Below are 14,347 nucleotides of genomic sequence, written 5' to 3'. Positions count from 1 at the left end.
GTGGTGACAATGCTGTGAGTCAACTCTTTTCAGCAGCACTACGAAGTCGCGATTGTGTGAACGCGCAAGAAAGCAGGAGTCGTGACGAGGCAATCAGGCAGCGAGACGAAACTTTCGGGAATGAAAGATGTTGCCGACCGGGCGGGCGTCGCCATGTCATCGGTCTCTCGAGTACTCTCTGACCACCCCGATGTTAGTGATCGGATGCGCGAGAAAGTGCTCGCTGCAGTGGAAGAGTTGGGCTACGAGCCTGATGTCCTGGCGCAGAGCTTGCGCACGGGGGCGACCCGCACGATCGGCGTTGTCGTTGCGGATATCTCGAACCAACTCTTTGCTGAGATCTCGCACGGGGCCGAGACGGTGCTTCGGGCGCAGGGTTACTCAACTTTTGTCGCAAACTCGCTCAACGATCCTGAGATCGCGGTGAAGCAGCTTCGGATGCTCATCAAACGTCGTGTCGATGGATTGTTGGTTTCGGTCGGCGAGGAAGACGGCGGACCAATTGTTGACGCGATCGCTAACTCGGGATTGCCTACCGTGCTGATCGATCGGAATTTGGGGACGGCAGGCGCCTCGCGAGTGTTGAGTGATCACCGAGCGGGGATGAGCGAGGTGGTGGAAAAGCTCATTGGACTCGGTCACACGCGCATTGCCCTGATTAATGGTCTCGCTAATGTTTTGCCCGCCATGGAACGCGCTGCGGCTGCGCAGGAAGCGGCTGCAGCGTATCCCGGAGTGTCGATTGAGGTGCTCTCTGGGTCCTTTTCTGCACAGCACGGTGAAGAGGCTACTCGGGAGCTTGTGGCACGAGCTCAGCGCCCGACCGCGATAGTTGCGGGAAGCAACCAGATTCTCGTTGGTGTTTTTACCGCCATGCGCGAGGCGGGGCTGAGCGCGCCCACCGACCTCAGCTTGGTCACGTGTGACCCGGTTCCGCTTGCGGAGTTTATGACCCCGGCGCTTGACACTATTTGGCGCGATCGTCAGGAATTGGGAGCAGTGGCTGCGACGCTCATGTTGGAGAGCTTGCAGGGGGCAGACCCGCGGGAGGTAGTGCTCGCTACTGAATATCGCTCCGGGGGCTGTATTGGCCCTGTTCCGTTGGGTGAACAGAGCTAGGCAGACCGGTTTGTCTGCTCTTTGGGTGCCGAAGGCCGACGGGCTTGACGAGGGGGAGACCAATAATCATAGTTTCCGGAATCCTTTCCAGAATCGTTGACGGAATCGGTTCTAGGTGGTTAGGATCGCCACAGTGCAACGCGGCCGACCTGGCCGCTTCGTGCAGGGCCGGGTCACCGACGGCCCGTCGCCGGCAGAAGAATTGGTCAGTCCACAGATCAAGCAACCGGCTCAGCAATTCTCAACGAAGAGATGGGAACACACAGTGGTTAAGAACCGAATCCGGCGAGCAGCACTCGCCGCGGCTGCAGCTGTTGCGGTCAGTATTGCGATGGTCGGCTGTGCACCAGCAGCCGAATCCGAGCAGAGCGAAGTTGAACTTCGATTCTCCTGGTGGGGAACGGACTCACGTCACGAACTCACCAACGAAGCCCTTGACCTGTTCGAAGAAAAAAATCCCGGCATCACGGTCGTGCGTGACTTCGGCGGCTTCGATGGCTACATCGACAAGCTGCTCACTCAAGCTGCCGGCAACAATTCACCCGACGTCTTTCAGCTCTATGAAGAAGTGCTTCGCGAGTTCGCTTCGCGCGGCCAGCTCTATGACCTCAACGAAGCAACAAGTCAGGGCCTCAGCCTCGACGGGTGGGATCAGGGACTGCTCGACACGAGCACGATCGATGGGTCACTCTCTGCACTGCAGTTCGGACTAACCACCCAGGCGTTCATCTTCAACACCGAACTGTTCGATCAGGCAGGCGTCTCGATCCCCACAGAGGGGTGGAGCTGGGACGACCTCGCTACGGCAGCGAAGAAGGTAAGCGACGGAACCGATGCCGGTACCTTCGGCGTGACCGACTTGTCGACCGGGTACCAGGTCTTCGAAGTGTGGGCCAACCAAAACGGCGAGTCCTACCTGACAGATGACGGCCTCGGCTTCTCGGCTGAAACCCTCGAAGACTTCTGGCAGTACTGGGCTGACCTGCGCGCATCAGGCGCTGCGACTCCAGGTTCATTGACCTCCGAGTACCCAACGCCCTTCGACGCGATCATCGCGAGCAAGGCAGCATCCGGCTTCATCTTCGCCAACCAAATGGCAGCAGTGCAGTCGAGCATCGAGGCAGAAATTGCTATCGACCGGATGCCGGGAGAATCCCCTGAGGCCGGCTCCTACCTGCGCACCGCAATGAACATTGCGATCGGTGCCAAGACCGAGCACCCGAAGGAAGCCGCAATGCTCGTGAACTTCCTTCTCAATGACCCAGAGGCATACGCCATTCTGGGCATCGACCGCGGAGTTCCCGCCAACCCCGCAGTGGGCGACGCGGCAACAGCCAATGTTGACGACGTTACAGCCAAGGGACTCACTGTCATCGATGGTGTTCGTGAAGATGGTGCAGCACCTCCCGTACCGCCGAAGCCCGGCGCCGGTAACGTGAATGCGCTCTTCGCAGAGCTCGCTCAAGAAGTTCAGTTCGACCGCATGAGCATCAAGGACGCTGTTGCCAGCTTCATTGAACGTGCCGAGCAGGAACTGAGCTAACACACCATGACACTGCCTCAGACCTCTAACGACGTGTCAGCTCCGGCTGACACGCGCGGACGGTCCGAGTCGCGTCCGGGCCGGGGAGCTGCACAAGCTCCCCGGTCTCGGGGTACGCGCTCGTTGCGTCGCAGAATGATGCTCGACCGCGCAGCTCCGTACCTTTTTCTTGCCCCCTGGTTGATCGGCTTCGTCGTCATCACCTTCGGGCCCATGCTCGTTTCGCTGTACCTGTCGTTTACCGACTACAGCCTGCTAAGCCCGCCCGAGTGGGTCGGCCTCGACAACTACGAGCGCATGTTTACCGCAGACCCGAAGTATCTCGAGTCCGTGCGCGTCACGGCAATTTATGTGTTCGTGTCTGTGCCTCTGCAGTTAGCGTTCGCACTCCTCGTTGCCATGGCGCTCAACCGCGGTATTAGAGGTTTGCCGATCTACCGCTCGATCTATTACATTCCGTCGCTGATCGGCGGCAGCGTTGCCATCGCGATCCTGTGGCGCCAAATGTTTGGTCAGTCCGGGCTCATCAACCAGGTGCTCGCGCTCGTCGGAATCGAGGGACAATCCTGGATCGGGCATCCGGATACCGCACTGGGAACGCTGATTGTCTTGAACGTGTGGACTTTCGGATCGCCCATGGTGATCTTCTTAGCTGCGCTTCGCCAGATTCCCGTTTACCTCTACGAGGCTGCGGCCGTCGATGGCGTCACTGCCTGGGGGCGCTTTCGCCACATCACGTTTCCGATGCTCACCCCGATCGTGCTCTTCAACATGATCTTGCAACTCATCGGTGCCATGCAGGCGTTCACTCCGGCCTATGTGGTTTCGGGCGGAACGGGTGGCCCAGCAAACTCGACGCTGTTCTACACCCTGTATTTGTACCAACGAGGGTTCACCGGCCTAGAAATGGGCTACGCCAGCGCGATGGCATGGGCACTACTGCTCGTCATCGCCGCGATCACCGGAATCAACTTCTGGCTTTCAAAGTATTGGGTGCACTATGACGACTAATATGACGGGAATTGTCGGCGCGAAGAAGAGCAAGACGCGCAAGGCATTCGCCCACTTTCTCATTATTGGGTTCGGCATGCTCATGCTGTATCCGGTGCTGTGGATGATCGGAAGCTCCTTCAAGGACACGGCTCAGATCTTCAGCGAAGTGTCGCTGATCCCCAACCCGGTAGTCACCGACAACTACGAACGTGGGTGGGAAGGCGCTGGGATTGGGTTCTCGACGTACTTCTTGAACTCCACCATCGTTGCGGCGCTCGCCGTTATCGGAAACCTCATTGCGTGCTCACTGGCCGCGTACGCGTTCGCGCGGTTGAACTTCCGACTGCGCCGAGTGCTCTTCGGGGCGATGCTTGCCACGATCATGTTGCCGTACCACGTGGTGATTGTGCCGCAATACATCTTGTTTGCGCAGCTCGACTGGGTGAATACCTTCCTGCCGCTCATCGCGCCGAAGTTCTTAGCGGTTGACTCGTTCTTCATCTTCCTGATGGTGCAGTTCATGCGCGGGCTGCCGATTGAACTAGACCAAGCGGCACGGGTGGATGGTGCTGGACCATTCCAGATCTACTGGAGAATCATCCTTCCGCTGACCATTCCCGCGCTAGCGACAACTGCGATCTTCACGTTCATCTGGACCTGGAATGACTTCTTTACTCCGATGATTTATCTGAGTGACCCGCGTCTCTATACGGTGCCGCTTGGACTGAACTCGTTCCTCGACTCCACCGGTGAATCCTCGTGGGGGCCCATGTTCGCTATGGCTGTACTCTCACTCGGCCCACTATTCGGATTCTTCCTCGCAGGTCAGAAGTACCTGACGAGCGGTATCGCCACAACAGGTTTGAAGGGATAGCCCAGTTTTATGAAGAAAGCACGCATAGCGGTTGTTGGGGCAGGCGGCATTGGGGCCGCAGCCCATCTCCCCGCCATTACGGCCCTTGCCGAGCAAGCGGAACTCGTCGGCATCGTCGATCTGGATGAGGCACGACGCACAGAGGCCGGCGAGCGATTCGGAACAGACAAGCTCTACAGCGACCTCGCAGTGATGATGGAAGAACAGCATCCTGACATCGTCGTGCTGGCGACGCCGCCGCACACGCACGAACCTCTCGCCATTCAAGTGATGCGGGCCGGAGCGTGGGTATTTTGCGAAAAACCGATGACCGGGTCACTGGCATCGGTCGACCGCATCGCCGCGGTTGAAGCCGAGACAGGCCAAGCCTGCATCACGGTCTCGCAGTTCCGCTACTCGGGCGGCGCGCGTCAGGTGCGCGACAAACTTCGCAGCGGAGACTGGGGAACCGTACTCACTGGGTACGCCAACACATCCTGGTATCGGGGTCCCGAATATTGGGAGACGAGCTGGCGCGGCAAGTTCGCGACCGAATTCGCCGGCGCCACCACAACTCAAGCGCACCATGCGATTGACCTGCTGCTGTGGTTGATGGGTGACTGGTCAAGCGTTGCCGGATTCGCCGACACCCTCGATCGGCCCATTGAGGTCGAGGATGCCAGCACCGCCGTCGTGCGCTTCGCTGGTGGGGGAATGGCAACGCTGCTATCGCAAGTGCTCAGTCACCAACAGGAGACCCGTATCCAAGTTACGGCACAAAAGGCGACCATCGATTTGGAGACGCTCTATATGCCGTTGATGGATGAGTGGACCGTTCGCCAAATCGATGACGAAGGTCAGTCCCAGGTCGTGAGTGACTGGGCTGAGCCCGAGGGCGAAAAGCAGGCGCACCGCGAACAGTTGGCCAACATTCTGGGACACTGGCGCGCAGGGGAGCGCCCCGAATTGCTCGTAGCAGAAGCCCGCGCAACGATCGAGTTTCTCACCGCTCTCTACAAGTCAGCTGCCACCGGAACCCTCGTTAAGCGCGGCGAGATTGTGGCGGGGGATCCGTTCTATGAAGCAATCGATGCTGGCGGTCCGGCGCGAGCGGAGGCCAAGAAATAGCATGCGTATTTCCGATCACAGCGACGGACTTGATGTCGTCGCAGACAACGCCACCATCGCCGAATACCGTCTCGGGGCGAACATTGACGCCGTCAATACGCCCAAGCCACATTTTCATCCGCTTCGCACTCTCAGCGGGGCACAAATCACTGACTTTGCACCCGAGGATCATCCCTGGCATCAAGGGTTGCAGTTTGCGTTTCCGCGCGTGGGAGACCACAACCTTTGGGGCGGAGGAACGTACTTCGGGCCCGATGAGGGCTACAAGATTGTCGCCGACCAGGGGCGCATCAGCCACGAACGGTGGCAACACCGCGACAACGTTGGCGCCCACGTTGGCTGGGTCGAACAACTCAACTGGGTGGGGCACGAAGAACAGCCGCTGCTGACCGAGCAGCGGACTATCGGCTTGTCGCACACAACAGAATCAGCGGTCGGCTGGATGCTCGACCACAACTCTCGACTCAGCAATGTCACCGACGCTGAACTAACCCTCGCCACTCCGGCACAGCGCGGCCGCCCCGATGGTGGCTATGGCGGTCTCTTCTTGAGGCTTGCTGAAGGGTTTACCCCGAGCGCCCTCTGGGGTGACTCCGGGGAGATCTCGGTGTCAGGCGCGCGCTCACGCACTCTCGTTGTGTCCGGAACTACCGGAGCGGGAGACACCGTCACTCTGGGGCTCGCGTTCACCGACAGGTCGCCGACGGGGGACCAAGCGTGGCTCTACCGTTTCGAGGACTTTCCGGCGATCGGCTGGGCCGGGGCCTACGAGAACGCCTTCACCGTGCCACCGGGAGGATCACTCGAGTTGAGTCACCGCCTCGTGATCTATGACGGCACGATTGATGCGGCTGCGGTGCGCGACGACCTCCTGAAGTAGCCGGCAGCGGCAGTAGGCAGCGGCAGCCGCTCTAGAGCGAGCTGCCGTTGGTGGCCATGATCTCGCGCACTTGCGAGCCAGCGATGTCGCGGTAGCCGCGTTCTGATTCGAGCGTCAGTATCGTCGCCACAGCGGCAGCGTGACCCAGCTCAAAGCACTGTGCCGTGACCCGGGCAGAGGCAAGGGCTTCATGTTCAGCGCTGAGGCACCGGCCAGCGACGATGATGTTCTCGCCGACGGCGGGAACAAGCGTGTTGTACGGAATCTCGTAGTAGTCATCGAGCAACCAGTGCAGCTTCGGGCGGTTGCCGCTGTGGAGTTCAATAGGCCACGGCGATCGCACAATTCCGTGCTCACTCTTGCGGCATTCCAGCACGTGATCGTTGCTGAGCGTCTCGACACCAACGATGCTGCGGGTCTGACGGATTCCCGCTTCAACACCCGTGTCAACTACATACGCGTCGCGGCATCCGTCGACGGCAGACGCGAAGAACTCTGCGTAGGCCCGCACTTGCTTGCGCCCGAGCATTTCAGCGATCGTGAAATCTTCGGGATCGATGACGTTGAGCATCCGCCCATCGCTGTCGCTGAGCCGGGTGGCATTCACCAACAACTCGCCAGGACGTGTTGACCGGAACACCCAGATTTTCTCTCGCGGAAGGTCAGCGCCCTTCTCTCGGCGACTCACAATCGCCTCGGTGATGGCAGGCGGGGAGATAGTGTCGGCGCCCCACTGCGCCCAAAAAGCGTCGGTGTCAATTCCGCCAAGACGAAAGAACATGGTCGGGTTTTGGATGCGACCCTCGTCGCCAAAGAAGTACTTGCCTCCGCCGCGGGCAACTGCCGCAGCATCACCCGATGCATCGATGACCCGGCGGGCGTGAATAGCACTCATTCCCGCTTTGGAATGCACGACGATTCCGGTGTACTTGTCGGCATCCATAATGACGCCCGTGAGTTGGGTGTGGTACATCACCCGCACGCCAGCGTTGAAGAGCAGCGAGTCTGCGACTTCGCGCCAGACCAGCGGATCATGGGCAACGGTATACGTGAGTCCGTAGCGTTGAGGAGGTGTGACGCCTCCGCGCGCGGCTAGTGCCGCGCGAAACCGTTCGGTGAATCCGTGGACTACCTGCTCAGGCTCGCGCTCGGTCTCTGACGCCAAGTAGAGCCCGCAGATCGTCGCGGATAGCCCGGCTACTGCAGACCCGCCGGCGAACCCGTAGCCTTCGACGATGAGCACGGAGAGTCCGGACTCTGCTGCGACTGTTGCGGCTGCCACCCCGGCGGGACCGGCACCGACGACGACCACGTCAACTTCGGCTAACACCGGAAAGTCATGATCAGGGCTGTGCGCGTTCGAAATGCGCCAGTGGGAAAACTCGGTCTCGACGGGAATGCTTGCCATGGGGTGACCTCTCTATCGTGGGTGTCCTAGCGGCCAGAAAAGTGTGGTGCCCGTTTTTCGACAAATGCTGCGACTCCCTCAACGCCATCTGCTGTCGCGAAGAGCGTCAGGAGCTCCTGGGTTTCGGTCGGGGTGCCGATGGTCGAGGACGTCGCTGCATGGATCGATCGCTTGGCCGCGCGAACGCCGAGGGGAGCGCGTTCAGTAATCTGCTGCGCCAGTTCGAGCGCTGCAGCATCCACTTCGCCAGCGGCGGCGATGTGATTGATGAGACCCCACGCGTACGCCATTTCGGCGCTGAGGGGGGCGCCGCTGAAGATGAGCTCTTTCGCTCGGCGAACGCCAATGGCGTCGGTGAGGCTGGCCGTGCCGCCCCATCCGGGTATGAGTCCGATGCGCGTTTCTGGCAGGCCAAGCGATGCGCGGTCGCTCGCCAGGATGAAGTCGGCGGCGAGTGCCAGTTCTAGTCCGCCACCGAGGGCCATTCCGTCGATGCTCGCGATTACCGGAACCGGGGTCGAGCGAACGAGGTTGACGAGCGTGAGTGCTCGGTTCGTGAACTCGTTGAGGGCTTCCGCTGAGGCGTGGTGGTATCCGCCGATGTCGGCTCCGGCACAGAATGCTCCAGGGCTTCCGGCGAGTATGACGGCGCCGACGCTGTCGGTTCCGTCTGCGCCGCTGGCCAGGGCGGCGAAGATGTCAATGAGCGCCTCAATCATGGGGCGATTCAGGCTGTTTCTTTTTGTCGGCCGGTTGAGTCGAACGAGCAGGACTCGGTCGCGGCGTTCAAGCGAGATGAGCTCGTCGTCGCCCGCAGACTCGAGGCCCGAGGTCGATGCCGCTGGGCCGCTCACAGAAATGCCTTGCTCTCAGTGAGTTTGTGGATCGCCTCAGCGGAGTAGCCGACTTCAGCGAGCACCTCTGCAGTGTGCCCCCCGAGCTCGGGTGGGGCCGTGCGAATTCCTGGTCGGTTGCCGCCATAGCTCACGGGATGGCGAAGCACGCGAATCTCACCAGCAGTCTCATGCTCAAAGGAGTCAAAGCTGTTGTTGTGATTCACCTGGGGGTCGGCGATCACCTGTTGGTAGTTCTGCACGGGTGCTGACCAGATGCGGTGTTCGTCAAAGATCTCGAACCACTCAGCGGTGGTGCGGGTCAGGATGTAGCCGGCGATGCGGTTGTTGATCTCATCGCGATGGTCGAAGGAATTCTCTTCGCCGATGGAGGCAAACCATTCGTCGTCGAAGAGTGCGGTAAGCGCAGCCAAGCTCGTCAATGAGATGCACAGATGTCCATCGGATGCCGCAAACACCCCATAGGGAGCTTTGTAGTACGACGAAGAGACTCCCGCTGCCGATCGCGTGTCGTCCCATCCATTGAGTGCGTAGTTGAGGGGCTCAATTTGCAGGTCAAGCGCTGCATTGAGAAGGTTGCTTTCCACCCGCGTGCCTTCGCCCGAGCGTTCGCGCCCGTGGAGCGCTGCGAGGATTCCCATGGCTCCGAGAACAGCGGCGTGCTGATCGACAATGCAGGCGCCGACGGGTGTTGGGTCGTGGTCTGCGCGACCGGTTGCGGCAGCAAGCCCAGACATCGCTTGAACCAGCACGTCTTGGCCTGGTCGATCCACGTAGGGTCCGTCAGATCCATAGCCCGACAGCGAACAGTAGATGAGTCGCGGGTTGATCTTTTTCAGCGTGTCATAGCCAAGGCCGAGTCGATCGAGGGCACCAGGACGAAAGCTTTCGATGAGGACGTCGCTGGATCGAACTAGTTCGAGAAGCGGCTCGAGCGCATCCGGATTCTTCAGATCGACGGCAAGGCTTCGCACATTGCGATTCGCGAGTGTGAAGAACGGGCTGACGCCGTTGATCATTCGACCCGGGCCTGTCCAGGAGCGCTCGAAAGCACCCGATGGCGGCTCAACTTTGATCACGTCGGCACCGAGGTCTGCCAAAATTTGGCTCGCTGAGGGGCCCTGCAAGAAGTGGGTGAAGCTGAGAACGCGAATGCCGGAAAGCATGGTGTAGCCAATCGTGTTGACGGTCGAGGTTTAGAAGATGCCGTTGCGCACTTGGAACTTGCTCGGCTTGCCATAGGTTTCGCCACCGTTGCGCACCCAATGGGCAACCCACCGCACCATGACGTTGACGGGAATGATGGGGTTGCCGAGTTCTTGAGCGGCGCGGTCGCAGTTCACCGTGAGGCTGGATTCACTCTCGGTGCCCACAAAGATTGGCTCTATACCGAATTCGCGACCGAAGGCCTCAGCGAGATAGCGAACGCTCACTGTCTCGGGCCCTCCGATGTTGATCGGTGTCGCCGGTGTCTCGCAGCGAGTGAGGAGACGCGCGAAGTGGTTGATCGCATCTCCCTGCCACATCACATTCACGTTGCCGGTGTCGAGCGGGATGGGAACTTCGTTGAAAACCCAATCCGCTATTTCTTGAAAAACTCCGTATCGCATGTCGATGGCGTAGACAAAGCGCACCAACCGCCCCGGTGTTTCATTGATCTCGGAGAAGTATTGGAACATCCGTTCGCGGCCAACTACTGAGTTGGCGTATTCACCGGGACGGGCTAGCGGCAGGCTCTCTTCGGTCACACCGCCTCGGCGCGAATCGCTCCAGGGATACACGTGGATGGTCGAGAGTGCCACGATTCGCGAGTCGCGATAATGCTGCGCCACTAGCGAGGGAACGTAGGTGTTCATCGCCCACAGGAATCCTTCCCGACCCCGGAAATCGAACTTGAGGCCGGCCATGTAAATAACGTTCGCGGCCTGCGGAAGGGCAGCGACAGCATCCGGATTGAGCAGATCGCACACGATGGTTTCGACATCGAAACTATTGAGGTGTGCTTGCGATCCTTCATCACTGAAGCGGGCAACGCCGATCACGCGTTTCTGGGGTGCTGCTCGTTTGATGAGGCGGGCGAGAGTTACTCCCATTTTTCCGGCGACTCCGAGGATGATGATGTCGCCGTCGAGAGTGGCAAGTTCGTCGATCGTGGCCTGGGTCGGCAGCGACATGAACTCCTCGAGGTGGGCGGCATCTTCAAAGTGGTCGGGCAAGGGAGTGTGATCAAGAGTGGACGCGGCGGTGCGTTCAGACATAGTGGGGTCCTCGGTTGATGGGTGCGGAGTGGGTAGCGCGGTGCTCGTTCAGCCAGCGGCTGAGGTTGGCGCGCACAAAGTCGTCGTCGTTCATTTGCGGATGCTCTGAATACACTCGGTCGATTTCCTCGAGCTGACCGGGTGACAGAGTTTCGTTCTCGTCGAGGCACCAGACGCCCTCAAATAGTCCTTGGCGGCGAAGTACTTCGTGACAGCCGGGGATGCAGCCAGCGAAGTCGTTAGCGGCGTCGTAGATTGCGCTGTTGCAGTCGGTGACGACAGAGTCGAGCGCAAGAAGTTCGTTGGAGGCGCCCGTGCTTGGGGCGGTGATCTCGGTGAACTGCTCTACGGCGGTGTGGGTCCACACGCTCCAGTGGCCCAACAATCCTCCGCGAATTCTTACCGTGACGGTGCCATTGTCCCGCGGAATCGCGAATGGTTGCAGCAGGTCGAGCACAATGTGGTCGTCATTGCCGGTGTAGAGCGCGATTCGGTCTTCGGCGCGAGCGGCAACGACCGCGCGCACGATGTCGAGGGTGCGGTAGCGATTGAACGGCGCCATCTTGATCGCGATGACGTTCTCGATTTCGGCGAACTGCCGCCAGAAGTTAAATGAGAGATGAAATCCGCCGACTTCTGGCAGGAGCGCGAACCCGATGAGGGGGATCTCGGCGGCTATCGTGCGACAGTGTTCGAGGAGTTGGTCTTCGCTCCATGATTTGAGGGCCGCCAAGTTGAGTAGCCCAGCGTGGTAGCCGAGTTGAACTGCGGTTCGGGCTTCACTTGTGGCCTGCTCGGTGTCTCCGATGAGTCCGGCGACGAGCGCGATCGGGCGAGAGGTCCACGTGCGGGATTCTTCTGCGGCGAGCTCGAGCACTCGGGAATAGAGGCCGCGCTCTCGGATACCGAATTGGGTGGTGTGCACGCCGACGGCGAGGCCGCCGACTCCGGAATCGAGGTAGTAGCGGGTGAGAGCGCGCTGTCGCGTTTCGTCGAGGGAGCGTTGCGCTGTGAGGGCAAGCAGATGGGCGGGGATCACAGTCCCCGCATGGAGCACCGCATAAGCGGGGTTTTCAGAATCGATTCCAGACGAGGACGCCATCGTCACCTTCCCTTTGTCGATCACGATCCAACCACACTAGTAGCGGTTCCACAATCGTTTCCAGAAACGAATGCAGAATTGGTCCACGAGACTAGGCTCGCGCTCGAAGCGCGTCCGGCTTCGGTGCTAGAGCGCGTTGCGGTCTACGTGAGCAGCCATGCGCACGCGAGCTAGCGCGGTGTCGCCAGTCTCGAGAGCATCCAATATTTCGCGGTGTTCGACCAGAAGCGCAGAGCGGTCACCGGGTGCCCGCCCACAACTCGCCCACGTTTCGATCCACAACTCATGCGTCGTGCGCTGAAACTCAATAAGCAGCCGATTCTGGGTCAAACGCGCAAGCAGAGCCTCAAAACGCACATCGAGACTGCCTGAAGGCGCGGCGTCAGTAATCTCAGACTCAACCTCGGCGAGATGGCTGCGAACAGCGCTGTAATCTCGTGGTTCGCTGCCAGCCAACAGCACGACGCGATCCTCAAGAGCGGCACGCACATCGACTAGCTGGTTGAGCGATGCCTCACCTGAGGGCGTGACGCGACGAAGGTAATCCGTCATCGGATTGGACCGAGGCTCACGCACGAAGCTGCCAGAGTTTCGCCGGATCTCGATTCTTCCCATGCTCTCAAGCGAGCGCAGTGCCTCGCGGAGCGAGACGCGGCTCACTGAAAACTCTTCAGAAAGTGCACGCTCTGACGGCAAGCGGTCGCCGGATTCTAGAGTCTCTAGGTAGCTGACGAGTCGTTGCAGAACGCTGTTATAGACCTGCCCATTCGCAATGGGCAGAACCGTAAAGCTGGCACGATCGCCGGGAGTCTTAGGCACCGGCAATCCTTCGCGCGGTTTCAACAGTCAGTGGCTCAAGGGTGCTCACATCGAGGTCGAGCGCCACGCCAAAGGGAGCGGCCAGAATTGTGCCGAGCTGCACTTCGCCGTTGGTGATGGTGAGCCTGGCCGGCCCGTCGCCGCTGCGCGCGAAGGAGTCGGGGTGGGCTGCGACCAGTTCGCGGTCGATGCTTGCCGTTAGGGGCGCTGCCTTTCCCCAATAGTGATGGCCGTTGCGCTCGATATGGGTGAGCCCGATGGTGGCAGCGACAGCAAGATCTTGATTGAGCGTGAGCGGAGCCACTGTCGAGAGGTCCTCGGCGGTAAGGATCGTTGACGGCCGGCCTGAGGCATCCAGTCGGGCGCGAGAGTTCACTAACGCAGCGTTGGCAAGACCACGGATGACGCCTTTGCAGCCCTTGTAGGTGCCGCCAGCGTAACCAAGGTCCATCGCGCGTCGAACGGTGTCGAGCGCGTCGTCCGACTCGTCAATGATGACAAGAAAGCGCGTGCCGACATGCTGAAGGTCAGCTCGGCTCGACTCGTCGAGAGCATGCGAACGGTGGATTGGTTGCTCGATGGCAATGAGCTTTGCGCTCAGCAGGCTATCCACTTCGGCATCAGCGGTGAGGGCGTCGAGCCAGGCCCGCAACTCGGATGCCGTGCGCATTGATTCGTTGCCATCAATTGTCCATTGCGCGTCAATATCGAGTTCGGCGCAGAGCGCGGCGATTCGCTTGAGGCGAGGAATATCGTTGCTTGCGTTGCCGGCCGTCTTGATCTTCAGGTACTTTGCCCCGTGATGTTTGAGCACGGCGACCAGGCTGACGGGCAAACCGTCGGCGGGATCATCCTGAACTTCATCATCGCTGAGAGGATCAGAGAGCCCAACGGTGTGCCGAATCGCGATCGTTGATGCAGGCTCGGCTGGCACGAACTCCGCCAGAGTGCGCCCGGCTAGTTCCGGGTGAATTCGGCCGAGGTCAATTCCGAACGTCTCGGTGTGGATTGCGCGGAAAAATGGCAATTCAAGGAGGCGGCAGGTTGCGTCGATGAGTGCCCGTTCAATTAGGCTTGTGCCGAGACCGGCGACGAGCCCCGGCACGTCGTGCTCGGCGGCCCAGGTCGTGTGGCGTTGGTGGAGCGACCACCACAGCTCGAACAGTGTTTCGGCTTCGGTGCCTCGAGCGAGTGCCGCAGCGCTCTCGATGGCGACGACGAGGTCGTCAACGTCATCAACGAAGAGCGAGTCGGGGTCTTTGGTGAACCACTTCGGAGGGAGGTGTTCTGAGGCGAGGCCGCGAGCGGTCTGCGAATCGGAGCGGATGATCACCTCGACAACCACGTGCGGGGCTGCGGTCATCTCGGCGATTCCATAGCGAAAGGGAAT

13 protein-coding genes are annotated in these 14,347 nt (G+C 60.2%); 6 read left to right on the top strand and 7 right to left on the bottom strand.

Features of this window, described 5'->3' with window-relative positions:
- Positions 1 to 81: 81 nt before the first annotated feature.
- The 6 genes from ACOH1Z_RS12030 (at position 82) to ACOH1Z_RS12005 (ending at position 6,516) form a co-directional block, all read left to right on the top strand.
- Positions 82 to 1,119, top strand: a complete 1,038-nt coding sequence (locus ACOH1Z_RS12030; protein WP_449648731.1) for a LacI family DNA-binding transcriptional regulator — start codon at positions 82 to 84, stop codon at positions 1,117 to 1,119.
- 265 nt (positions 1,120 to 1,384) lie between these two features.
- Entirely contained in the window at positions 1,385 to 2,662 is a 1,278-nt protein-coding gene (locus ACOH1Z_RS12025) for an ABC transporter substrate-binding protein (RefSeq protein ID WP_449648730.1), read from the top strand.
- Between the two features lie 135 nt (positions 2,663 to 2,797).
- Positions 2,798 to 3,673: a carbohydrate ABC transporter permease gene (locus ACOH1Z_RS12020; RefSeq protein WP_449648729.1), complete on the top strand. Its 876-nt coding sequence runs from the start codon at positions 2,798 to 2,800 to the stop codon at positions 3,671 to 3,673.
- Positions 3,663 to 4,529 (top strand): carbohydrate ABC transporter permease, encoded by an 867-nt coding sequence (locus tag ACOH1Z_RS12015; RefSeq protein ID WP_449648728.1) that lies wholly within the window; start codon positions 3,663 to 3,665, stop codon positions 4,527 to 4,529. Before ACOH1Z_RS12020 ends, ACOH1Z_RS12015 begins: the two co-directional genes overlap by 11 nt.
- A gap of 9 nt (positions 4,530 to 4,538) precedes the next feature.
- A complete protein-coding gene (locus ACOH1Z_RS12010) occupies positions 4,539 to 5,636 on the top strand; it encodes a Gfo/Idh/MocA family protein (RefSeq protein WP_449648727.1) in 1,098 nt (365 codons plus the stop codon).
- Position 5,637: 1 nt separating this feature from the next.
- Entirely contained in the window at positions 5,638 to 6,516 is an 879-nt protein-coding gene (locus tag ACOH1Z_RS12005) for a DUF6807 family protein (RefSeq protein WP_449648726.1), read from the top strand.
- Positions 6,517 to 6,547: 31 nt separating this feature from the next.
- Here ACOH1Z_RS12005 and ACOH1Z_RS12000 read toward each other — a convergent pair whose 3' ends face one another.
- From ACOH1Z_RS12000 to ACOH1Z_RS11970, 7 genes are all read right to left on the bottom strand, one after another.
- A complete protein-coding gene (locus ACOH1Z_RS12000; protein WP_449648725.1) occupies positions 6,548 to 7,924 on the bottom strand; it encodes an FAD-dependent oxidoreductase in 1,377 nt (458 codons plus the stop codon).
- 26 nt (positions 7,925 to 7,950) lie between these two features.
- Complete coding sequence (locus ACOH1Z_RS11995; RefSeq protein ID WP_449648724.1) at positions 7,951 to 8,778, bottom strand: enoyl-CoA hydratase/isomerase family protein; 828 nt, start codon at positions 8,776 to 8,778, stop codon at positions 7,951 to 7,953.
- Positions 8,775 to 9,944: a CaiB/BaiF CoA transferase family protein gene (locus ACOH1Z_RS11990; protein WP_449648723.1), complete on the bottom strand. Its 1,170-nt coding sequence runs from the start codon at positions 9,942 to 9,944 to the stop codon at positions 8,775 to 8,777. Before ACOH1Z_RS11990 ends, ACOH1Z_RS11995 begins: the two co-directional genes overlap by 4 nt.
- A gap of 30 nt (positions 9,945 to 9,974) precedes the next feature.
- The gene (locus tag ACOH1Z_RS11985; protein WP_449648722.1) at positions 9,975 to 11,036 is read right to left on the bottom strand and encodes an NAD-dependent epimerase/dehydratase family protein; all 1,062 of its coding nucleotides are present in this window, start codon (positions 11,034 to 11,036) and stop codon (positions 9,975 to 9,977) included.
- Complete coding sequence (locus ACOH1Z_RS11980; RefSeq protein WP_449648721.1) at positions 11,029 to 12,138, bottom strand: dihydrodipicolinate synthase family protein; 1,110 nt, start codon at positions 12,136 to 12,138, stop codon at positions 11,029 to 11,031. Before ACOH1Z_RS11980 ends, ACOH1Z_RS11985 begins: the two co-directional genes overlap by 8 nt.
- Before the next feature lie 126 nt (positions 12,139 to 12,264).
- Entirely contained in the window at positions 12,265 to 12,957 is a 693-nt protein-coding gene (locus tag ACOH1Z_RS11975; RefSeq protein ID WP_449648720.1) for a FadR/GntR family transcriptional regulator, read from the bottom strand.
- Positions 12,950 to 14,320, bottom strand: a complete 1,371-nt coding sequence (locus ACOH1Z_RS11970) for an enolase-like domain-containing protein (protein ID WP_449648719.1) — start codon at positions 14,318 to 14,320, stop codon at positions 12,950 to 12,952. The genes ACOH1Z_RS11975 and ACOH1Z_RS11970 overlap by 8 nt, the downstream gene beginning before the upstream one ends.
- Positions 14,321 to 14,347: the final 27 nt, after the last annotated feature.

It is taken from the genome of Rhodoglobus sp. (assembly GCF_053580035.1).
This window is presented reverse-complemented; position numbering and strand designations above follow the sequence as displayed.

Coding starts and splice junctions, on each gene's coding strand:
- ACOH1Z_RS12000 (WP_449648725.1), bottom strand. CDS start 7,924: ATGGCAAGCATTCCCGTCGAGACCGAGTTTTCCCACTGGCGCATTTCG.
- ACOH1Z_RS12015 (WP_449648728.1), top strand. CDS start 3,663: ATGACGACTAATATGACGGGAATTGTCGGCGCGAAGAAGAGCAAGACG.
- ACOH1Z_RS12010 (WP_449648727.1), top strand. CDS start 4,539: ATGAAGAAAGCACGCATAGCGGTTGTTGGGGCAGGCGGCATTGGGGCC.
- ACOH1Z_RS11985 (WP_449648722.1), bottom strand. CDS start 11,036: ATGTCTGAACGCACCGCCGCGTCCACTCTTGATCACACTCCCTTGCCC.
- ACOH1Z_RS11990 (WP_449648723.1), bottom strand. CDS start 9,944: ATGCTTTCCGGCATTCGCGTTCTCAGCTTCACCCACTTCTTGCAGGGC.
- ACOH1Z_RS11970 (WP_449648719.1), bottom strand. CDS start 14,320: ATGACCGCAGCCCCGCACGTGGTTGTCGAGGTGATCATCCGCTCCGAT.
- ACOH1Z_RS12005 (WP_449648726.1), top strand. CDS start 5,638: ATGCGTATTTCCGATCACAGCGACGGACTTGATGTCGTCGCAGACAAC.
- ACOH1Z_RS12020 (WP_449648729.1), top strand. CDS start 2,798: ATGATGCTCGACCGCGCAGCTCCGTACCTTTTTCTTGCCCCCTGGTTG.
- ACOH1Z_RS11980 (WP_449648721.1), bottom strand. CDS start 12,138: ATGGCGTCCTCGTCTGGAATCGATTCTGAAAACCCCGCTTATGCGGTG.